The 19,876-nt window shown below is 72.4% G+C and carries 19 protein-coding genes and 1 tRNA gene; 10 read left to right on the top strand and 10 right to left on the bottom strand.

What is annotated here, in order from left to right; translation table 11 throughout:
* The first annotated feature begins 8 nt into the window (after positions 1–8).
* Positions 9–770 carry a DeoR/GlpR family DNA-binding transcription regulator gene (locus STBA_RS22000; protein ID WP_077060899.1) on the top strand — a complete coding sequence of 254 codons (762 nt, stop codon included), beginning with the start codon at positions 9–11 and terminating at the stop codon, positions 768–770.
* Between the two features lie 48 nt (positions 771–818).
* Here STBA_RS22000 and STBA_RS21995 read toward each other — a convergent pair whose 3' ends face one another.
* The gene (locus tag STBA_RS21995; protein WP_077060898.1) at positions 819–1,901 is read right to left on the bottom strand and encodes a P1 family peptidase; all 1,083 of its coding nucleotides are present in this window, start codon (positions 1,899–1,901) and stop codon (positions 819–821) included.
* Between the two features lie 89 nt (positions 1,902–1,990).
* Here STBA_RS21995 and STBA_RS21990 point away from each other — a divergent pair, with 89 nt between their 5' ends.
* Positions 1,991–2,659: an AMP-binding protein gene (locus STBA_RS21990; protein WP_077060897.1), complete on the top strand. Its 669-nt coding sequence runs from the start codon at positions 1,991–1,993 to the stop codon at positions 2,657–2,659.
* A gap of 10 nt (positions 2,660–2,669) precedes the next feature.
* Here the strand turns inward: STBA_RS21990 and STBA_RS21985 are convergent, their stop codons facing one another.
* The 5 genes from STBA_RS21985 to STBA_RS21965 form a co-directional block, all read right to left on the bottom strand.
* The gene (locus tag STBA_RS21985; protein WP_079252451.1) at positions 2,670–3,155 is read right to left on the bottom strand and encodes an MscL family protein; all 486 of its coding nucleotides are present in this window, start codon (positions 3,153–3,155) and stop codon (positions 2,670–2,672) included.
* 174 nt (positions 3,156–3,329) lie between these two features.
* Positions 3,330–3,839 carry an RcpC/CpaB family pilus assembly protein gene (locus STBA_RS21980; protein ID WP_366510851.1) on the bottom strand — a complete coding sequence of 170 codons (510 nt, stop codon included), beginning with the start codon at positions 3,837–3,839 and terminating at the stop codon, positions 3,330–3,332.
* 320 nt (positions 3,840–4,159) lie between these two features.
* Positions 4,160–5,011, bottom strand: a complete 852-nt coding sequence (locus STBA_RS21975) for an S-methyl-5'-thioadenosine phosphorylase (protein ID WP_077060894.1) — start codon at positions 5,009–5,011, stop codon at positions 4,160–4,162.
* Positions 5,008–5,388 (bottom strand): FmdB family zinc ribbon protein, encoded by a 381-nt coding sequence (locus STBA_RS21970; protein WP_077060893.1) that lies wholly within the window; start codon positions 5,386–5,388, stop codon positions 5,008–5,010. Before STBA_RS21970 ends, STBA_RS21975 begins: the two co-directional genes overlap by 4 nt.
* A gap of 82 nt (positions 5,389–5,470) precedes the next feature.
* Entirely contained in the window at positions 5,471–6,961 is a 1,491-nt protein-coding gene (locus STBA_RS21965) for a potassium/proton antiporter (RefSeq protein WP_079252084.1), read from the bottom strand.
* 207 nt (positions 6,962–7,168) lie between these two features.
* Here STBA_RS21965 and STBA_RS21960 point away from each other — a divergent pair, with 207 nt between their 5' ends.
* Positions 7,169–9,916: a penicillin acylase family protein gene (locus STBA_RS21960; RefSeq protein WP_077060891.1), complete on the top strand. Its 2,748-nt coding sequence runs from the start codon at positions 7,169–7,171 to the stop codon at positions 9,914–9,916.
* On the opposite strand, the gene STBA_RS21955 is transcribed toward STBA_RS21960, so the two are convergent.
* Positions 9,894–10,511 (bottom strand): 5-formyltetrahydrofolate cyclo-ligase, encoded by a 618-nt coding sequence (locus tag STBA_RS21955; protein WP_077060890.1) that lies wholly within the window; start codon positions 10,509–10,511, stop codon positions 9,894–9,896. The two genes, STBA_RS21960 and STBA_RS21955, sit on opposite strands and share 23 nt — an antisense overlap.
* A gap of 105 nt (positions 10,512–10,616) precedes the next feature.
* On the opposite strand from STBA_RS21955, the gene galU reads away from it, so the two are divergent.
* From galU to STBA_RS21920, 7 genes are all read left to right on the top strand, one after another.
* Positions 10,617–11,528 (top strand): UTP--glucose-1-phosphate uridylyltransferase GalU, encoded by a 912-nt coding sequence (gene galU / locus STBA_RS21950; RefSeq protein ID WP_077063494.1) that lies wholly within the window; start codon positions 10,617–10,619, stop codon positions 11,526–11,528.
* Positions 11,521–12,783, top strand: a complete 1,263-nt coding sequence (glp, locus tag STBA_RS21945) for a gephyrin-like molybdotransferase Glp (protein ID WP_077060889.1) — start codon at positions 11,521–11,523, stop codon at positions 12,781–12,783. Before galU ends, glp begins: the two co-directional genes overlap by 8 nt.
* Positions 12,784–12,805: 22 nt before the next feature.
* Positions 12,806–13,285, top strand: a complete 480-nt coding sequence (gene moaC, locus STBA_RS21940; RefSeq protein WP_077060888.1) for a cyclic pyranopterin monophosphate synthase MoaC — start codon at positions 12,806–12,808, stop codon at positions 13,283–13,285.
* Positions 13,282–13,776: a MogA/MoaB family molybdenum cofactor biosynthesis protein gene (locus STBA_RS21935; protein WP_077060887.1), complete on the top strand. Its 495-nt coding sequence runs from the start codon at positions 13,282–13,284 to the stop codon at positions 13,774–13,776. The genes moaC and STBA_RS21935 overlap by 4 nt, the downstream gene beginning before the upstream one ends.
* A 17-nt stretch (positions 13,777–13,793) precedes the next feature.
* Positions 13,794–14,393, top strand: a complete 600-nt coding sequence (locus tag STBA_RS21930; protein WP_077063493.1) for a GNAT family protein — start codon at positions 13,794–13,796, stop codon at positions 14,391–14,393.
* 117 nt (positions 14,394–14,510) lie between these two features.
* A complete protein-coding gene (locus tag STBA_RS21925) occupies positions 14,511–15,368 on the top strand; it encodes a hypothetical protein (protein ID WP_253194906.1) in 858 nt (285 codons plus the stop codon).
* A 58-nt stretch (positions 15,369–15,426) separates the two neighbouring features.
* Positions 15,427–15,500: transfer RNA gene (locus STBA_RS21920), tRNA-Ala, on the top strand.
* Between the two features lie 412 nt (positions 15,501–15,912).
* On the opposite strand, the gene STBA_RS38910 is transcribed toward STBA_RS21920, so the two are convergent.
* Genes STBA_RS38910 through STBA_RS21900 form a run of 3 tightly spaced genes read right to left on the bottom strand, consistent with a single transcriptional unit; the run spans position 15,913 to position 19,738 of the window.
* On the bottom strand, positions 15,913–17,364 hold the full coding sequence (locus STBA_RS38910) for a HAMP domain-containing sensor histidine kinase (RefSeq protein WP_253194904.1): 1,452 nt from the start codon (positions 17,362–17,364) through the stop codon (positions 15,913–15,915).
* Between the two features lies 1 nt (position 17,365).
* Complete coding sequence (gene cseB, locus STBA_RS21905) at positions 17,366–18,094, bottom strand: two-component system response regulator CseB (RefSeq protein ID WP_077060885.1); 729 nt, start codon at positions 18,092–18,094, stop codon at positions 17,366–17,368.
* A 36-nt stretch (positions 18,095–18,130) separates the two neighbouring features.
* Complete coding sequence (locus STBA_RS21900) at positions 18,131–19,738, bottom strand: trypsin-like serine protease (RefSeq protein WP_216355951.1); 1,608 nt, start codon at positions 19,736–19,738, stop codon at positions 18,131–18,133.
* Positions 19,739–19,876 lie beyond the last annotated feature (138 nt).

Genomic DNA, 19,876 nt, shown 5'->3' with positions numbered 1-19,876 from the left:
GAACGCAGATGTACGCACCGGAGCGGCAACAGGCGATCCTCCGGCTCGCCAGGGAACGCGGGCGCGTCGAAGTCCTCACGCTCGCCGACGAGTTCCACGTGACCGCGGAGACCGTCCGGCGCGATCTGAAGACGCTCGTCCGGGCCGGCGTGCTGCGCCGGGTGCACGGCGGCGCGATCCCCGCGGGCCGGCTGGACTTCGAGCCCGACCTCAGCGAACGCGAATCCACCGCGGTCACCGAGAAGGAGCGGATCGCGCGCGCCGCCCTCGACCTTCTGCCGGACCGGGGCAGCGTGCTCCTCGACGCGGGCACCACCACCGCGGCCCTGGCCGCCGCCCTACCGCTGAACGCCGCGCTCACCGTCGTCACCCACGCCCTGCCGCTCGCCGCACGGCTCGCCGACCACCCCGGCATCGACCTGCACGTCGTCGGCGGCCGGATCAGGACCCGCACCCGGGCCGCGGTGGACGCCTGGGCGCTGCGCACCTACGGCGAGATCACCGCGGACGTGGCCTTCCTCGCCACCAACGGCTTCGCGCCCGACTCGGGCCTGACCACGCCCGACCTGGCGGAGGCCGCGGTCAAACGGGTCCTGATGTCGGCCGCCCGCCGGGTGGTGCTGCTGGCCGACTCGGGCAAGTACGGGCAGGAACACTTCGCCCGCTTCGGCACCCTGGCCCAGGTGGACCTGCTGATCACCGACGAGGGCCTGACCGCCGCGGACGCCGCCGCCGTCGAGGCGGCGGGCCCCGAGGTGCGGCGCGCCTGACCCCGGCCTCGGGACCGGGAAGGCACCGGACGGCAGGGCGGCGCCATCTCACTCCCGGCCGTACAGGTCCCGGTAGGAGGGGAACACCCCGCCCGGGGTGTCCGCCCCGTCCGCGGCCAGCACCCCCTTGACCACGGCCCGCGCCAGCACATGCGCCCCCGCCTCCAGGATCGTGTTGAACGCGAGCGCGGCCTCGATCGGCGTCGGCCCCGCGGGCCCCGGCCGCCCCCCGGTGGCCACGGCGAACACCGTGTCCCCGTCGTTCATCAGATGCGCGGGACGCACCGCACGGGCCAGCCCGTCGTGCGCCGTGCCCGCCAGCTTCTGCGCCTGGGCGGCGGACAGCGCGGCATCCGTGGCCACGACGGCGAGCGTGGTGTTCAACGGGGGGCGCCCGGACGTCACGGACCTGCGCACCGTCTCCTCGCGGGCCGCTACGAGCCGGTGCCACGCCTCGGCGTGCCGTCGCGGGGACGGCACCGGGCCGCCCTCCTCGCCGTAGAGGGCGCCCGACGCGGGGTCGACCGGCGATCCGGCGGCATTGACCGCGGCGAGGGCGGCCACCGTGACGCCGGAGGGCAGCACCGTGCTGGCCGTGCCGATCCCGCCCTTGAACCCGCCGGCCTTGGCGCCGGTGCCCGCGCCCACCGTGCCCTCGGGCACGGGGGCCCCCGTCCCGCGGGCGGCCGCGTCCTCGGCGGCGGCCCGGCCGAGCGCGGCATCGGGCCGGGCCCGCCAGTCACCGCCGCGGCCCAGGTCGAACAGGATGGCCGTCGGCACGATGGGCACCACCGCCGCCGGATCGGGCCCGACCCGGAAGCCACGGCCCTGCTCCTCCAGCCACGCGACGACACCGCCCGCCGTATCGAGACCGAAGGCGCTGCCCCCGCTGAGGGTGAACGCATCCACGTGCTCCACCAGATTCCGCGGGTCGAGGACGTCCGTCTCCCTGGTGCCGGGGCCGCCGCCCCGCACGTCCACCGCGGCGACCGTCCCGCTTTCGGGTGTCAGCACCACCGTCACGCCCGAAAGCCAGCCGTCCCCGATCCGCTGGGCGTGGCCCACGCACAGCCCCGCCACGTCCGTCAGCGCGTCCAGGGGCCCCGTCGTGGCCCGTGAGTCCTCATCCATGCCTCCTGCGTACCACGCGCCGCACGCGCAGCACCCGCGTACAGCGGACGTTTATCGGACGTCAATCGCCAACGGCGAGGCTGCCGGTCATGTCGGGAGATCAAGGCGGCTCGGGCGGCGGCTTCGGCCCGGCCGACGTGCTCAGCCACGCCCAGCTGTTGTGGGAGAGCGAGCGCGCGGCACGAGCGCTGGGGCGCCTCGGTGTGCGCGCGGGGGACCCGGTGCCGGTGCTCCTGCCCATGTGCCTGGAGTCCGTGATAGTCACCCTCGCCTGTGTCCAGCTCTCCGCGCTGCGTATCTCACTGCCGCTGGGAGACCGGCACGGTCTCCTGCGCCACCGGCTGCGCGGCTCGGACGCACGGGTGGTGATCACCGCGGACGCCTGCCACTCCAACGGCCGCGTGTACGGGACCAAGGCCCTGCTCGACCGGGCGCTCGTCGGCTCCCCGACCGTCCACACGGTCCTGGTGGTGCCGCAGGTGGCCCGCCCGGTGCCCTGGCAGCCGGGCCGGGACTGCTGGTGGCACGAGGCCCTGAGTCCCGGGACGCTGCCGCCGCGGCCGTACGCTGGCAGCATGAGTGACATCTCGCGCCCCGGCCGGACGCAGGCGGACACCGGGCGCGCCCTGGACTTCGACGATCCGCTGGAGCGCCGGTCGTCCGACGACTCGGACCGCGGATGGGGTGACCCGCCGGAGGACGCCGAGACCGGGGACGTCGCCCGCTTCCTGAGCGAGAAGCCGCCCCACCACCTCTGACCGGCCGCGGCTACTCCCGTTCGCGTGGCTCGTCCGGCAGATCCGACCGCTGGGCACCGACGGTGACGGCCTCCGTGCGGTGCGTGCGCTGCGCGACCAGCTCGTCCCTGATCTCGGCGAGCAGCTCCAGCTCCGTCTGCACCACGGGGGCGACCGGGACCTTGGCCTGCCGCCGCGCCTGGTAGCGGGTGAGGGGCAGGATCATCAGGAAATACACCACGCCCGCGGTGATCAGGAAGGTCAGCGAGGCGCTGAGGACCGAGCCCCAGCGGATCGGGATGCCGGACACGATCTCGCCCGCCGCGTTGACCTCGCAGGGCCCGCGCAGGCACGACTGGTAGGCGTCCAGGTCCTTGGTGCCGAAAGCACCGACGAGGGGATTGATGACCCCCTCCACCACCGAGTTGACGATGCTGGTGAAGGCGGTGCCGACGACGACGGCGACCGCGAGCTCCACCACGTTCCCCCGGAGGAGAAAGGTGCGGAACCCTTCCATCGTGTCCTTGACGCCCGTCAGGACGCCCTTCCTCTCCTCGGTCACGGATACGCCTCTCGTCCACACCGCAGGCTCTGCGCGCCTGCGCACGCTGCTTGAACCGTCCAAGCTGCATCAGCCGGGGCGAAGCTGTCCAATTCCGTACCCACTTTCCGGTGAGCAGGCCCCGGATGGTCACCACTTGGTCACCGCCAGGTCCGCGGTCGCGGCGGCGCCGGCCAGGGCGGCCGCCGTGCCGGGCGGGACGGACAGCACCAGCAGGGCACCCCGGGCGGCCTCCGTCACGCCGCCCGCGGTCGCGGCCTCGGGCGCCTCGGGAACGTCCACGACGCGGGCCCGTCCGGCGACGACCCGTGCGGGAGCCGCCGAAGCGTCGGCCCCGTCCGCGGTGGCGGCCAGGACGTCCACCCGGTCACCCGGCCGCAACAGCCGCACCGCGTCGGCATCGGTGATCCTGACCGGCGCGAGAACCCGGTCGTCCGCCGCGCCGGAGCCGCGGCCCGGCCCGGCGCCCGGCGGCCCCTCCCGCGCGGCCGGCTCGGCGGGCGCGGCCGGCGCCGGCCCCGCGGCGCGGGGCGCCGCGACGGCCAGGGCCGCCGCCGTGACGGCGAGCGCCGCGGCCACCGCGCGGCGGTGCCGCCGCAGCGCGCGCCGCAGCCGCCCCCGCCCGCCGCGCGGGCGCACGGGGCCGAACTCGGGGACGGCCGTGGCCGGGAGCAGCCCGGCACGCTGCGCCGCCGCGGAACCAGCCGGAGCCGGAGGAGCGGGAGCCGGGGAAGTGGCAGCAAGAGGTGCGGAGTCGAGGGGCGCGGAATCGAGAGGCGCGGAATCAAGAAGGGCCGGGGACGAGGCGGAGAGGGCCGGGGCCGGTGTGCGCTGCATGGCACCACCGTGCCCGCCCGCGCCGAATCCCGCTCGGACCTGTGGACAACCCGGCCCCTGTGGAAAACCTCGTCACCCACAGAAACTCACCCGAGCCCCACACGAGCCCATCCGGCCCCCTGCTACGGCAGGGCGATCCCCGGGTCCTGGCCGAGCAGCGCCGTCCCGCAGGGGCAGTCGCGGTCCTTGGGAAGGCGGCCGACGACGTCGAACAGCACCTCGCGCAGCCGCCCGATGTTCGCCGCGAAGACCTCCAGGACCTCGGCGTGCGACACGCCCTCCCCGACCTCCGCGCCCGCGTCCAGGTCGGTGACCAGCGCCAGCGAGGTGTAGCACAGCTCCAGTTCGCGGGCGAGGATCGCCTCCGGGTGCCCGGTCATCCCGACGACCGACCAGCCCTGCGCGGCGTGCCACCGGGACTCGGCCCTGGTGGAGAAGCGCGGCCCCTCGATGACGCACATCGTGCCGCCGTCCACCGCGTCCCAGTCCTGCCCGCGCGCCGCGGCGAGCGCCGCCGCGCGCCCGGCCGGGCAGTAGGGGTCGGCGAACGAGACGTGCACGACGTTCGGCTGGGTCCCGTCGGCCCTGGGCTCGCCGTCGAAGAAGGACTGCGGCCTGCCCTTGGTGCGGTCGACGAGCTGGTCGGGCACCAGCAGGGTGCCCGGCCCGTACTCGGGGCGCAGCCCGCCCACCGCGCAGGGCCCGAGGACCTGCCGCACGCCGAGCGAACGCAGTGCCCACAGGTTGGCGCGGTAGTTGATGCGGTGGGGCGGCAGATGGTGCCCCCGGCCGTGGCGCGGCACGAACGCGACGCGCCGGCCGGCGATGTCGCCGAGCAGCAGCGTGTCACTGGGCGGGCCGTACGGGGTGTCGACGGTGATCTCGGTCACCTCGTCGAGGAACGAGTAGAACCCGGAACCGCCGATCACGCCTATGTCCGCCTGCCGGGCGGCGTCCCCGCCCCCGGCGCTCATGCGGCGGAGGCTGCGGCGCTCGACGAAGACGATGCCGAGGAGGAAGAGGCGGACGCCGAGGACGAGGAGCCCGAAGAGGACGAGGAGGAAGCGGCCTCCCCCTTCTTCTCACCGCCCTTGCCCTCCTTGCCGCCTTCCTTACCGTCCTTGCCGCCCTTGCCGCCCGCGGAGGACGAGGCCGGGCTGCCGGAGGCCGAGCTGCTCCTGCTGTCGTTCCGGTAGAACCCGGAGCCCTTGAAGACGATGCCGACGGCAGAGAACACCTTCTTCAGCCGCCCCTGGCATGCCGGGCACACCGTCAGCGCGTCATCGCTGAACTTCTGCACCACTTCGAGACCTTCGTGGCACTCGGTGCACTGATACTGATACGTCGGCACGTCTTCCTCCTGGCACTCATGGTCATGGAGTGCTAACGACGCTCCATCGTGCAACATTCCGGGTCCGGAAGTCCACTGCCGCTCACTCCCGCTGCCCCCGCAGCCCCGTGCTGCCGCCCCGGCCGAGCCATCCGGCGAGCTTCCCACCGCGCCCCACGGCGATCAGCCGCCGTTCGACGGCGTCCCGTACCGCGTCCGTCGCCACGACCAGCAACTCGTCGCCGTGCCGCAGCACGGTGTCCGGCTGCGGCACGAAGCTGGTGCCGTCGCGCACCACGAGGGTGACGGCGGCCTGGGCGGGCAGCCGCAGTTCACGGACCTCCACGCCGCTCATGCGCGAGGCGCCGGGGATCGTCACGGACAGCAGGTGCCCCCGGAGCCGGTCGAGCGGCGCGGACTCGATGTCCACGTCCACGGCCTGCTCACTGCCCGCGAGGCCGAGCCGCCGCGCCAGCCAGGGCAGCGTGGGGCCCTGCAGAAGTGTGAAGATCACCACGAGCACGAAGACGACCGAGAAGATCCGGTCGCTGTCCTCGACGCCGCCCACGACCGGGATGATGGCGAGCACGATGGGCACCGCGCCGCGCAGCCCGGCCCAGGACAGCATCGCCTGTTCCCGCCACGGCAGCTGGAACGGCAGCAGCGCCACCACCACCGACAGCGGCCTGGCGACCAGGGTCAGCGCGCCGCCGACGAGCAGTGCCGGGCCGATGTCGTTCCACAGGTCGCCGGGGTTGACGAGCAGTCCGAGCAGGACGAACAGGCCGATCTGCGCCACCCACGCCACCGCGTCCGCGAAGCCGCGCGTCGCCGGGCGGTGCGGCAGGCGGGCGTTGCCGAGGAGCACGGCGGCGACGTAGACGGCGAGGAAGCCACTGCCGTGCAGCAACGCGCCCGCGGCGTACGCGAGAACGGTCAGCGCGAGCACGGCGATCGGGTAGAGCCCGGAGGCGGGCAGCGCCACGTGCCGCAGGGCGAGGGCGCCGACTCGGCCGACGACGAGTCCGACGGCGAGGCCGACCGCCAGTTCCAGGACCATTTCGCCGAGCAGGACGTGCCAGTGACCGGTCGCGTGGTCCGTGGCCGAGAAGGCGACGACGAGGATGATCACGGGGGCGTCGTTGAAGCCGGACTCCGCCTCCAGGATGCCGGCGAGCCGCCGCGGCAGCGGCACCCGGCGCAGGACGGAGAAGACCGCCGCGGCGTCGGTCGAGGACACCACCGCGCCCATCACGAGTGCCGATTCCCAGGACAGCCCGGCCAGGTAGTGGGCGCCGGCGGCCGTCACGCCGACACTGACGCCGACCCCGACGGTGGCCAGCGCGGCGGCGGCCGGAACGGCGGGGCGGATGTCCTGCCAGCGGGTGCCGAGGCCGCCCTCGGCGAGGATGACGACGAGGGCCGCGTAGCCCAGCACCTGCGTCAGCTCGGCGTCGCTGAACTCGACGCCGAGGCCGTCCCGGCCGAGCGCCATGCCGATGGCGAGGTACAGCAGCAGCGAGGGCAGCCCGCTGCGCGAGGTGAGCCGGACGGCGGCGACCGCCACGAGCAGCACGAGGGCACCGGCGAGCATCAACTCGTTCAGGCGGTCGACAGTCAGAGGGGTCCTTCCTCCCGGGGGACCGAGGCAGCGTACCGGTTCGGCAATTCACGGCCTTTGCGGCGAATTTACCAGCATATGAACACGGAGGCCCGGGGGTGTGACTCCCCGTAGGCTCACCTCAGTGGCCGTATGTCTATGGTTGCCTCCTACCGCTCAGCTGCCCTGTGAAGGACAGAGATGCCCGCCAAAAAGCCCAGGCGACGCGGTCGTCTGATCGTGATCGCTCTCGTAATGCTGCTCGTGGCCGGACTCGGCTACGGCGCCTACTGGAGCGTCAGCACCGTGCGGGCCTCCTTCCCGCAGGTCTCCGGTGAAATCGCGATCGACGGCCTGTCCGCCCCCGTCACCGTCACCCGGGACGGGAACGGCATCCCGCAGCTGTACGCCGACTCCGCGCAGGACCTGTTCCGCGCCCAGGGCTACGTGCACGCGCAGGACCGTTTCTGGGAAATGGACGTCCGCCGTCACATGACGGCCGGCCGGCTGTCGGAGATGTTCGGCGAGGACCAGGTCGAGACCGACGCGTTCCTGCGCACCCTCGGCTGGCACGACGTCGCGCAGCAGGAGTACGACGAGCTGCTGTCGGAGGAGACCAAGGAGTACCTCCAGGCATACGCCGACGGCGTCAACGCCTACCTCGCCGAGAACAGCGGCGAGGAGATCTCCGTGGAGTACGCGGCCCTCGGCTTCGTGAACTCCTACGAGCCCGAGGAGTGGGACCCGGTCGACTCGGTGGCCTGGCTGAAGGCCATGGCCTGGGACCTGCGCGGCAACATGCAGGAGGAGATCGACCGTTCTCTGCTGGCCGAACGGCTGAGCCCGGAAGAGATCGAACAGCTGTACCCGGACTACCCGTTCGACCGGAACAACCCGATCGTCCAGGAGAACGGCGGCAGCGACCTCGACGCCGGCGAGCCGCCGGGCGAGTCGCTGCCGGGCGGCGGGCTGCCGGAGGGGGACGGGCTGCCGGACGACGGCCTGCCCGCGGGCGCGGGCGACGCGCTGGGCGGCGCGTCGACGCAGCTGGCCGCGGTCGCCGACAGCCTGGACGCGGTGCCCGCGCTGCTCGGCACCAACGGCAGCGGCATCGGCTCCAACTCCTGGGTGGTGCACGGCGACAACACCACCACCGGCATGCCGCTGCTGGCCAACGACCCGCACCTGGCGCCCTCGCTGCCCGGTGTCTGGTATCAGATGGGCCTGCACTGCTCCGAAGTCAGCGCCGAGTGCCCGTTCGACGTGTCCGGGTTCACGTTCTCCGGCATGCCGGGCGTGGTCATCGGCCACAACCAGGACATCTCCTGGGGCCTGACAAACCTCGGCGCGGATGTGACCGATCTGCGCCTGGAAAAGCTCAGCGACGGAAATTACCTGCGCGACGGTGAGCAGATCCCCTACGAGACGCGCAACGAAACGATCGAGGTGGCCGGCGGAGACCCGCGCGAGATCACCGTGCGTTCGACCGGGAACGGCCCCATCATCTCCGACCGCGAGGAGGAGTACGCCAGCGTCGGCGACAGCGCCCCCGTCGATTCCTCCGCGCCCGACCGCGGGGAAGGGTACGCCGTCTCGCTCAGCTGGACCGCGCTCGAACCGTCCCGCACCATGGATGCCGTCTTCTCCCTCAACACGGCCTCCGACTGGGACGAGTTCCGGGCCGCCGCCCAGGACTTCGCGGTTCCCTCGCAGAACCTGATCTACGCCGACACCGCGGGCAACATCGGCTACCAGGCCCCCGGCCTCATCCCCGTCCGCGGCCAGGGCGACGGCCGCTACCCCTCGCCCGGCTGGGACTCCGCCTACGACTGGCAGGACTACATCCCGCAGGACGAGCTGCCCTGGGAGCTGAACCCGGACCGCGGCTACATCGTCACCGCCAACCAGGCCGTGGTCGGCGAGGACTACGACTACGCGCTGACCGACGACTGGAGCTACGGCACCCGCAGCCAGCGCATCGAGGACCTGATCCGCGGCACCATCGAGGACGGCGGCAAGATCTCGATGGGCGACATGCAGTCCATCCAGCTCGACAACAGCAACGAGATGGCCAAACTGCTCGTCCCCCACCTGCTGCGCATCGACATTTCCGACCCCTACATCCGCGAGGCGCAGGCCCTCCTGGAGGGCTGGGACTACACCCAGGACGCCGACTCCCCGGCCGCCGCCTACTACAACGCGGTCTGGCGCAACCTGCTCCAGCTCGCGTTCGGCAACAAGCTGCCCAAGGAGCTGCGCGTCGAGGACCAGTGCCTGCGCGTCCCGCCGGCCGACGAATCCCAGCCCCTGGAGAACCCCGGCGGCGGGGCCCGGCTGATCACCGAGTGCGGCGAACGTTCCCCCGAGACCGCGCAGCCCGACGGCGGCGACCGCTGGTTCGAGGTGGTCCGCGGAATCCTGGAGGACCCGGACAACGAGTGGTGGCAGGCCCCGGCCACCGCCGACCAGCCCGAGGCGGGAAACCGCGACGAGCTGCTGGCCCGCGCCATGCGCGACGCCCGCTGGGAGCTGACCGCGGAGCTGGGCAAGGACATCGACACCTGGAGCTGGGGCCGCCTGCACCGGCTGATGCTGAACAACCAGACGCTGGGCACCGAGGGCCCCGGACCCGTCCAGTGGCTGCTCAACCGCGGCCCGTGGAACCTCGCCGGCGGCACCGACGCCGTGGACGCCAGCGGCTGGAACGCGGCCGGCGGCTACGACATCACCTGGGTGCCGTCCATGCGCATGGTCGTCAGCCTCGACAACTTCGACGAATCGCTGTGGATCAACCTGACCGGCGCCTCCGGCCACGCCTACCACGGCAACTACACCGACCAGACCACCATGTGGGCCGACGGCGAGTACCTGCCGTGGGCATTCAGCGCGGAGGCCGTCGAGGAGCGGGCCGAACACACCCTGACCCTCACTCCCCCGGGCTCCTCCTGAACCGGTGCACCCCCTCCGGGGTGACGGCCGCGTCCACCGGCAGGTCGTGCGGCTCCCGGGGCAGCTCCTCGACCACCTCGTGCCCGTACACCAGGGCCACCAGATCCGGGTGCTCGCCCGCCTCAGCCAGGCGGGCGAGCACGCGGTCGAAGCTGCCCCCGCCCCGGCCCATCCGCACCCCGCGGCGGTCCACCGCAAGACCAGGCAGCAGCACCACGGCGGCCTCCGTCACCGCCCCGCGGCCGAGCCGCCGGCCGCCCGGCTCCAGCAGCCGCATCCGACCGCCGCGCTCCGCCTCCACCAGGCGGCCCGCGCCCTCGTACTCCGCCCAGTCCAGGTCGTCGTCCGCCAGCAGCACCGGCAGCAGCACCCGAACGCCGCGCTCCCGCAGCACGTTCAGCAGCCGCACCGTGCCCGGCTCGCGCCCCACCGACACGTACGCGGCGACCGTGTCCGCCGCGGCCAGCTCCGGCAGCTCGAGCGCGCGCCGCGCCAGCTCCTCGGCCGCCTGGGCCACCTCGTCGTCGGCCATCGCCGCCCGCACCGCGAGCAGGTCGCGCCGCACCTCCCGTTTACGTTCCGTCAACTCGTCCACGCCCGTCGTTCACCCCTTTCACATTTCTCAAATCGATTCCTCCCATAACACGACGCACTTCGGCAGTGCTCGGTGCCCGCACACCGGATGGATAAAGTGACCGCCATGACGTCACCACGCCCCCGGATCAGCAAGGCTGTCATTCCCGCCGCCGGGCTCGGCACACGGTTTCTGCCCGCCACGAAGGCCACTCCCAAGGAGATGCTGCCGGTCGTCGACCAGCCCGCGATCCAGTATGTGGTGGAAGAGGCGACGGCCGCCGGGCTCACCGACGTACTCATGATCACCGGCCGAAACAAGCGACCGGTCGAGGACCACTTCGACCGGAACTACGAGCTGGAGGACGCACTGCGCCGTAAGGGCGATTCCGAACGGCTTTCCCGCGTCCAGCAGTCCACCGCGCTCGCCACCATCCACTACGTCCGCCAGGGCGACCCCAAGGGTCTCGGACACGCCATCCAGTGCGCCGAGCCGCACGTCGGCGACCAGCCGTTCGCCGTTCTCCTCGGCGACGACCTGATCGACCCCCGCGACCCGCTCCTGACCCGCATGATCGAGGCGCAGGCCGAGCACGGCGGCAGCGTCATCGCGCTGATGGAGGTCGATCCCGAGCAGATCCACCTCTACGGTGCCGCCTCCGTCGACCCCGTCGCGGACGGTGTCATGCGCGTCACCGGCCTCGTCGAGAAGCCCGACCCGGCCGACGCCCCCAGCAACCTCGCGATCATCGGCCGCTACGTCCTCGACCCGGGCGTGTTCGAGGTGCTCGACCGCACGCCCCCGGGCCGCGGCGGCGAAATCCAGCTCACCGACGCGCTCCAGACCATGGCCCGCGAGTCCGCCGCCGCGGGCCCCGTCTACGGTGTGGTTTTCAAGGGCCGCCGCTACGACACGGGCGACCGCGGCGACTACCTGCGTTCCATCGTCCGCCTCGCCTGCGAACGACCGGACCTCGGCCCGGAGTTCAGAAGCTGGCTGCGGACTTACGTCAGCGAGGAGATGCCCCAGATTGACTGACGTCTGGTCCGTGGACGAGCACCGCGACGACGTACTCGCGGCCGTCCGCCCCCTCGCCCCCATCGACCTGCCGCTCCTCGACGCGGACGGCTGCGTCCTCGTCGAGGACGTGGCCGTGCACGACGCGCTGCCCCCGTTCGACAACAGCTCCATGGACGGATACGCGGTGCGCACCGCGGACGTCGAAACGGCCACGGACGAGTTCCCCGCCGTACTCCGCGTCATCGGTGACATCGCCGCGGGCAGCGGTGACCTGCCCGCCATCGGCCCCGGCGAGGCCGCGCGCATCATGACAGGCGCGCCCCTGCCGCCCGGCGCCCAGGCCGTCGTCCCCGTCGAATGGACCGACGGCGGCACCGGCGCGGGCCCCGCCGTGGCCATGACGGGGCGCGCGCACGGGCCCGAGGTCCGCGTCCACCGCCCCGCCGCGGCGGGCGCCCACATCCGCGGGCGCGGCAGCGACGCGGCGCCCGGCACCGTGGCGCTGCCGGCAGGCACCGTGCTGGGCGCGCCGCAGCTCGGGCTGCTCGCCGCGATAGGCCGGGCCGCCGTGCCGGTCCGCCCCCGCCCGCGCGTCGTCGTCCTGTCCACCGGCAGCGAACTCACCGCACCCGGCCGGCCGCTCGCGCCCGGCCGCATCCACGACTCCAACGGTTTCATGCTCACCGCCGCGGCCCGCGCCGCGGGCGCCGTCGCCTACCGCGCCGCGGCCGTCGCCGACGACGCGGACACGCTGCGCGCCACCCTGGACGACCAGTTCGGCCGCGCCGACCTCGTCGTCACCAGCGGCGGCGTCAGCGTCGGGGCCTACGACGTCGTCAAGGAAGCCCTCGAAGGGGAGGCCGAGTTCCGGCGGCTGGCGATGCAGCCGGGCAAGCCGCAGGGCTTCGGCCTGATCGGGCCCGGCCGCATCCCGCTGTTCGCCCTGCCGGGCAATCCGGTCAGCGCCTACGTCTCGTTCGAGCTCTTCGTACGCCCCGCGCTGCGCGCCATGGCCGGGCACACCGGCGCCGCCCTGCACCGGCCGCGCACCACGGCCCGGCTGGTCACCGACGCACCCCTGTCCTCCCCCGCCGGCCGGCGGCAGTACCTGCGCGGCGCCCACCTGCCGGCCGAGGGAACGGTCCGGCCGGTCGGCGGCGCCGGCTCCCACCTCGTCGCGGCACTCGCACAGGCCGACGCGCTCATCGAAATCCCGGAAACGGTGACGGAGGTCGCGCCCGGAGCCGAACTGACGGTGGTGCTGCTCGGCTGAGCGAGGGGTACCGTAGCTGCTCATGAGCACCCCGCACCTCACGCACATCGACGCGTCCGGGGCCGCCCGGATGGTCGACGTGTCGGGCAAGGACGTCACCGCGCGCACCGCCAGGGCCACCGGCCGGGTGCTCGTCGCGCCACGGGTCGTCGAGCTGCTGCGCGGGGAGGGCATGCCCAAGGGAGACGCGCTGGCCACCGCGCGGATCGCCGGGATCATGGGCGCCAAACGCACCCCCGAGCTGATCCCGCTGTGCCACCCCCTGGCGCTCTCCGGCGTATCGGTGCAGCTCGACGTCGCGGACGACGCCGTGGAGATCACCGCGACCGTCCGCACGACCGACCGCACCGGAGTGGAGATGGAGGCGCTGACCGCGGTCGGCGTCGCCGCCCTGACCGTCGTCGACATGGTGAAGGCCGTCGACAAGGGCGCGGTGATCACCGACGTGCGCGTCGAGGAGAAGTCCGGCGGCGCCTCGGGCGACTGGAGCCGCGCCGGATGATCCCTGCCCAGGACCGCTACCGCGCGCTGGCGATCACCGCATCGAACCGCGCCTCGGCCGGCGTCTACGCCGACACCACGGGGCCGCTGCTGGTGGCCGCGCTCGACGACCTCGGCTTCGCCGCCGAAGGGCCGCAGGTCGTGCCCGACGGCGAGCCGGTCGAGGCCGCGCTGCGCGCCGCCGTCGCCGCGGGCTACGACGCCGTCCTCACCACCGGCGGCACCGGCATCTCGCCCACCGACCGCACGCCGGAGATGACGCGGCGGGTGCTGGACTACGAGATCCCCGGCATCGCCGAGGCGATCCGCGCCGCGGGCCTCGCGAAGGTTCCGACGGCCGCGCTGTCCCGCGGCCTCGCCGGAGTCGCGGGCGCCACCCTCGTCGTCAACCTCCCCGGTTCGACGGGCGGGGTCAAGGACGGGCTCGCGGTGCTGCGCCCGCTGCTGCGGCACGCCGTGGACCAGCTGAACGGCGGCGATCACCGGCCGTGAACGCGCATCCGTGGTCCGTGGAGCTGACGGACGGCGACGTTGCCCTCCGGCCCATCCGCCGACGCGACCACCGCGCCTGGCGCGAGGTAAACCAGCGCAATCGCGACTGGCTGCGCCCCTGGGAAGCCACGATCCCGCCCCCGCCGCCCGGCCATCTGCCGCCCCGCCGGCCGACGTTCCGGCAGATGGTCAGACATCTGCGCGCCGAGGCGCAGTCGGGGCGCATGCTGCCGTTCGTCGTCGTCCATCAGGGGCGTCTGGCCGGCCAGTTGACGGTTGCGGGCATCACCTGGGGGTCGATGTGTTCCGCGCACATCGGCTACTGGATCGACCGGGCGGTGGCCGGCCGCGGCGTTATGCCGACGGCCGTCGCTCTGGCCACGGACCACTGTTTCCGCTCCCTCGGTCTGCACCGGGTGGAGATCTGCATTCGCCCGGAGAACGCGCCGAGCCGCCGTGTGGTGGAAAAACTGGGATTCCGTGAGGAAGGCGTGCGCCCCCGTTATCTGCATATCGACGGCGCCTGGCGCGACCACCTGGTCTTCGCCCTGACGGTCGAGGAGGTGCCCCAGGGCCTGCTCGCCCGCTGGCGCCGCGACAGCACCCCTCAGAAATGAAATGTATGTTCGAATCGGCGCGACAATACGAAGAAATACCCGGGATGACGGCCTGATCGTGCGACACACCGCGCTATTTGGCAGATGGACTCACGCAAACCCCTCTACGGTGTGAGCGTGAGCAGCAGTGGCCTCATCTTCGCAATGATCGTCGGGGCCTGGGCCGCCTATCTCGTGCCGATGTGGCTCCGCAGACAGGACGAGCTGAACGAAGCCCGTCCCACGGAACGCTTCAGCACCGCCATCAGGCTGCTGACGCGCGGCAAACGCGCGGCAGCGGCCCCGGCGGACGAGGAGCCGGCCGAGGCCGCACCCCCGGACGTCTCCGCCGACGTCCGGGCCTTCGCCGAGCCCGTCAGCCAGCCGAAACCGGCCGCCACCCAGAACCCGCGTGCCAAAGTCCTCGCCCGCAGACGGCGCACGACCATGGCACTCCTCCTCACGTTCACCCTCAGCGGCATCTTCGCCCTCACCGCCGGCTCCGGCTACCTGTGGCTCCCGGCCATCCCCGCCGTGCTGCTCACCGCCTACGTCGTGCACGTACGCAGACAGGAGCGGCGCCGCTACGCGGTCGCCCTCGACCGCCGCCGCGCCGAAGAGGCCGCCCGGCGGCTGCACGAACGAACCCAGCGCAGCGCGGCAGCCGTTCCGGAGAAGCCGGCGGCAGCCGTGGTCGAACAGACCGATCACGCCGAGTGGGTCGACCAGCAGCGCCGCCGCACCCGGCCGCCCGAGGACGAACAGGAGGGCTGGGACCCGGCCCCCGTCCCCCTCCCCACCTACGTGAACGCCCCGGTCGCCCCCCGCACCACACGCGGCGTCGACCTCGACGCCCCCGACACCTGGAGCGCCGCCCGCTCCACCACGGCAGGCACCCCGCCCGCCCCGCGCACGGCCGACACGAAAGCCCCACAGCGCACCCCCCTCTTCGACCAGTACGCCGACGAGGACCGCCGCCGCGCGGCGGGCGAGTAGCCCCCGAGAACGGATTTCGGACCACCCCCGGCGGAGTGCTACAGTTTCTGCGGAACACGGGCCTGTAGCGCAGCCTGGTAGCGCATCTCGTTCGCAACGAGGGGGTCAGGGGTTCAAATCCCCTCAGGTCCACAGCAAAGGGCCGTTCACGAGTTAGCTCGTAGACGGTTGACGGGATCCCGTCCGATTATGCCGATCGGACGGGATCTTGGCGTTTGTGGGCCTCGTTCGAAGCCTGTTCGGGGTGGTCTGTGGTGCTGTGCCGGAGTCGCTCGCTGGCGGGCAGGCCGCTGGTGCGGTCCGCGGGCATGCCGAGGGGCCCCGCCACGGCGGGGCTGGGTGGAGCCCTGCGTCATCACGGGCGGGACATGACCCGGCCACCAGCCGCCCTCGGACTCGTGTGATCATTCCGCGCCGATCGCGAGAACGACGGGGCTTTGGCACCGGTATGACGAGATAGGCCCATCCTGCCGGTATCAAAGCCGGCGGCGCGTCGGTTGCGTGGCGCCGTGGCCCGCCGTGCCGTGCGGCGTTCCGTGACGCGTCAGTCGGCCGCCGGGAGGCGAAGCGTGGCGACGGCCCCGCCATCGGGCGCGTTGGCGAAGGACAGCGACGCCCCGATGACCTGGGCCTGGCCGAGCGCGATGGTCAGCCCGAGGCCGTGGCCTCGGCCGCGTTCCGACGCCCCGGTGTGGAACCGTTGGGGCCCGTCGGCGAGCAGTTCGCGGGGGAAGCCCGGGCCGTGGTCCCGTATGGTCACGCAGGTCCCCGCCACCTCGACCTCGATGGGGGCGCGACCGTGCCGGTGGGCGTTGACGATCAGGTTGGCGACGATCCTGTCGAGCCGACGCGGGTCGGTCTCGGCGGACAGGGCGCCAGCCGTGGTGAGCTGTGTATGCAGCCCGGTGCGGACCAGCGACTCCCCGACCGCCTCGGCGAGCGGAACGGGTCCCAGGTCGGCCCGCTCGGCGCCCGCGTCGAGCCGGGAGATCTCCAGCAGATTCTCCACCAGGGTCCGCAGCACCCCCACCCGGTCCCTGACCAGATCCGTGGCCTCCCCCTCGGGGAGCAACTCGCTCGCGGTGACCAGACCCATCAGCGGGGTGCGCAGTTCGTGGGCGACGTCGGCGGTGAAGCGCTGCTCGGCCAGCAGCCGCGCGAGCAGGCTGTCGGCCATCGAATCTACGGTGGCAGAGATCTCGGCGATCTCGTCGCCGCCGCGGCTGGTGCCCCGCCCGGGAACCTTTGCCCCACCGCACCGCCAAGTACGGCCATCGGCTACGTTGTCGGGCTCGCCCGAGTACTCCCCCAGGCCCTTGAGGGCCTGGGGGGACCCCCATGCGTACGAGGGCGACCCTCCGCCTTGCAGCTGACCGCGCCTGACGACGCGGCTCATGGGGCAAAGGTTCCCGGACGGGGCACTGGCAGCGGTCCTGGCGGCCAGGTCACCGGCCGCGATCCGTCGTGCGGTCCACGCCACCCGCCGCAGCCTGCGGTTGGGCAGTTCCGCGGCGAGCGCCGACAGCGGTACGACGACGGCCAGCGCGACGAGGGAGTACTTCCACAGGTTCCGATCCAGGGCGCGCCGGGTGAGCAGGTCGGATGTCATGTCGACCTCCACCGCCACGGGGCTGCCCCTGTACGTCTGCGCCGCCCACATCGAGGGATGATCCCCGGGGCCGTCACCGTCGTACCAGGTGGCATACCCGTCCCTCAGGCCCTGCGGGGCCCGGAGCCGGCGCAACAGCTCGTCGGGCATGGCCCCGGGCGACATCCGAAGCCAGTCGGGCGGGGCGCCGTCCCGCTCGTAGGCCTGCAGGGCCAGGGACAGCTCCGTCACGGCCTTGGCGCTGCCGTCGTTCAGCGACCGGGCCAGGATGCTGCGGTGGACCAGAACCCCGGCAGTCAGCGCGATGGCGCAGCAGGCCACGGCGACAAGCACAGCGATCTTCCAGCGCAACGAACGCCAGTTCAGCAGATCGTGCAGGGTGTCCATGTCAGCGCCGCAACTTGTAGCCGAACCCGCGGACGGTCTGGATCCGCTCGGCTCCGATCTTCCTCCGCAGCCGCTGGACGCACAGGTCGACCACGCGGCTGTCGCCGTGCCAGCCATACTCCCACACGTTGCGCAGCAGCATCTGCCGGTCCAGAACGACGCCGGGGTTCGCGGCGAACTCCAGCAGGAGCCGCAGCTCGGAGGGGGCCAGCGCGACCGGTTCGCCCGCATGAAACACCTCAAGGCCGGCGGTGTCGATGGTCAGGTCGCCGAAGACCAGCGGAGCGCGTTCGGCCGGACGATCGGGATCCTCCGGCCGCGCCGCAGGGCTGAAGGTCGCCCGCCGCAGCAGCGAGCGGATCCGGGCCACCAGCACCGCGGTGTCGACGGGTTTGACCACGTAGTCGTCGGCGCCCGCCTCCAAGCCGGAGACCACGTCCAGTGCGTCGCCGCGCGCGGACATCATCAGGATCGGGTCCATGCTGGTCTCCCTGACCCGACGGCACAGCCCGATGCCGTCGAGGCCGGGCAGCATCACGTCCAGCAGCAGCAGGTCGTGGCGGCCTTCCCAGAACAGTTCGAGTCCGGTCAAGCCGTCACCGGCGGAGGTGACACGGTAGCCGTAGCGCTCCAGCGCCATGGTGACCGATCTGCGGATCACCTCGTCGTCCTCGATGAGCAGGATCGCCACAGGCGCCAGGGTGTTTCCCCCGGTCACTGGAACTGACATCTCTCCCCATCGGACGACGTAGGCGCTGGAGGTCCATCATGCGGCGGGGGATCCCGGCCTGATGAATTCTGCCTCCATCGCGCCCACGCCGGGGCCGGGTCCGCCGGTGAGTGTGCAGCCCTGGCGGGACAGGTCCAGTTCTGATCCCTCGGCCAGGCAGGCCGTGATCATGTGAACCTGCTGGCCATAACCACGGCCCTGCGTGGAGGTCACTTCCCCGTTCTGGCCCACTTCGCAGGGGTTGTTGTCGGTGCATTGCTCGCCGTCGGCGTTGTGGGTGTTGTGGATTCCCACGACCGTGGTGCCGTCGGAGGCCAGCAGCGCCGAACCGGAGTCGCCGTGCCCGGGGCCGCAGTTTTCGCTGCTGGCGTACCGGATCGAGTTGTTCTGCTGGTAGCCGCCCTCCCGCAGGTGCGGGACCACGGCCTCGGCGGTGCAGTGGTAGCGGGTGCCGACGGACGCCACGGTCAGTGGGTCACCTGCGCGCACGGGCGTGGAGGTGAGTTGGAAGATCTTCGCGCCTTCGGCCTCCAACTGTCCGTAGGTCTTGTCCAGGCGATAGAGCGCGATGTCGGTGCCGGTCATCGTCGCGTACACCAACCGTTCCGTATGGGCGGTGGTTTGGGGATAGCCCTGACGGTCGGCAATAGGCACCTCGCGATCGGCTGGCTGATCCACTGTCGCGGTCCCGGGCGCGGGCCGCTGTCCTTGCACGCAGTGACCGTTGGTCAGCACCAGCGCCGGGTCCTGCGGCCGGGAGGTGGGGGTGCGGACCACCGAGCCCGCACAGCCGCCCAGGTCCACCGAGCCTTCCACGTCCGGGATCAGATCATCGGGGGGCACGTCGGTGCCCGTGATGATGCCGTTGATCCAGTCGGCATGCCTGGTGACGTCGGTGAACAGCGTCTTGCCGCTTGCGTCGGGGCCGCTGACCACACCGGCCAGGGCCCACTGGTCGCCGTCGCGGACCAGCGCAGGCCCACCCGAGTCCATGTTCGACGCGGCGACACTGCCGTCGCGGCTGCCGATACACAGCTCTCCGCTGGGCACGGCTGACGGGCACGTCGAGATCGGCTGCACCACAGTGTCAGCCTCCCGCAGCCGCGTGGGGAAACACTCCGCGTTGTTGATGTCGTCGCAGGTCATGCCCCAGCCCATGATGCGGACGGGCGTGTTGTCCGGCGGCGTGGTCGAGGCGATCCGCACCGGCTCGGCCCGAACCGGGGTCCGCAGGTGCATCAACGCGAGGTCACGGCCCCAGAACCCCCCCTCGTCGCGACTGGTCGCCAGCCGGTAGTAATGGTCGACCTCGGCGACCTCGCCTCCGGAGGTGGTGTCCAGTGACCCGACCCGGACCGTCCAGTCACGCGGGACACCCGCCTTCGCATTAGTTGGGTTCCTGCCGGCGCAATGACTGGCGGTCAGGACCCATTGCGGCGCAAGGACCGCCACCCCGCAACCGTGCTGGTCCGGGCGCGGCGGGGCGGGGTAGGACAGCTGGAACGAGCCCATGAACGAGTAAGCATGGGTGGACTCGGTGCCCCCCACGACGGCCTGCGCCGGCGAAGGGGCCACAAGGATCGCGGCGAGCGCGATCCCCGTCATCAGCGCGCCGACCGCCCTTCGGTATTTCAACATGTGCATGCGTGTCTCCCCTCTCGTCTGCCGCCAGCCATCGCTGGGGCAGGCTGCTGCTGGGGGACAGCGGTCAGCCGTCCCGTCCGGCCTCACCCTGGCCCCAGCGGTCTACCAGCAGGTCTCTCCCGCGTATCAGACGCGACG

The sequence above is a fragment of the Streptomyces sp. MP131-18 genome, assembly GCF_001984575.1.
Lineage (GTDB): Bacteria > Actinomycetota > Actinomycetes > Streptomycetales > Streptomycetaceae > Streptomyces > Streptomyces johnsoniae.
The sequence above is the reverse complement of the archived record's forward strand: the minus strand, read 5'-3'. Positions and strand labels throughout refer to the sequence as shown.

Excerpts from the sequence above, each read along its gene's own strand:
- STBA_RS22000 (WP_077060899.1), top strand. The coding sequence starts at position 9 with ATGTACGCACCGGAGCGGCAACAGGCGATCCTCCGGCTCGCCAGGGAA.
- STBA_RS21995 (WP_077060898.1), bottom strand. The coding sequence starts at position 1,901 with ATGGATGAGGACTCACGGGCCACGACGGGGCCCCTGGACGCGCTGACG.
- STBA_RS21990 (WP_077060897.1), top strand. The coding sequence starts at position 1,991 with ATGTCGGGAGATCAAGGCGGCTCGGGCGGCGGCTTCGGCCCGGCCGAC.
- STBA_RS21985 (WP_079252451.1), bottom strand. The coding sequence starts at position 3,155 with ATGGAAGGGTTCCGCACCTTTCTCCTCCGGGGGAACGTGGTGGAGCTC.
- STBA_RS21975 (WP_077060894.1), bottom strand. The coding sequence starts at position 5,011 with ATGAGCGCCGGGGGCGGGGACGCCGCCCGGCAGGCGGACATAGGCGTG.
- STBA_RS21965 (WP_079252084.1), bottom strand. The coding sequence starts at position 6,961 with ATGCTCGCCGGTGCCCTCGTGCTGCTCGTGGCGGTCGCCGCCGTCCGG.
- STBA_RS21960 (WP_077060891.1), top strand. The coding sequence starts at position 7,169 with ATGCCCGCCAAAAAGCCCAGGCGACGCGGTCGTCTGATCGTGATCGCT.
- galU (WP_077063494.1), top strand. The coding sequence starts at position 10,617 with ATGACGTCACCACGCCCCCGGATCAGCAAGGCTGTCATTCCCGCCGCC.
- moaC (WP_077060888.1), top strand. The coding sequence starts at position 12,806 with ATGAGCACCCCGCACCTCACGCACATCGACGCGTCCGGGGCCGCCCGG.
- STBA_RS21935 (WP_077060887.1), top strand. The coding sequence starts at position 13,282 with ATGATCCCTGCCCAGGACCGCTACCGCGCGCTGGCGATCACCGCATCG.
- STBA_RS38910 (WP_253194904.1), bottom strand. The coding sequence starts at position 17,364 with ATGGACACCCTGCACGATCTGCTGAACTGGCGTTCGTTGCGCTGGAAG.
- cseB (WP_077060885.1), bottom strand. The coding sequence starts at position 18,094 with ATGTCAGTTCCAGTGACCGGGGGAAACACCCTGGCGCCTGTGGCGATC.
- STBA_RS21900 (WP_216355951.1), bottom strand. The coding sequence starts at position 19,738 with ATGCACATGTTGAAATACCGAAGGGCGGTCGGCGCGCTGATGACGGGG.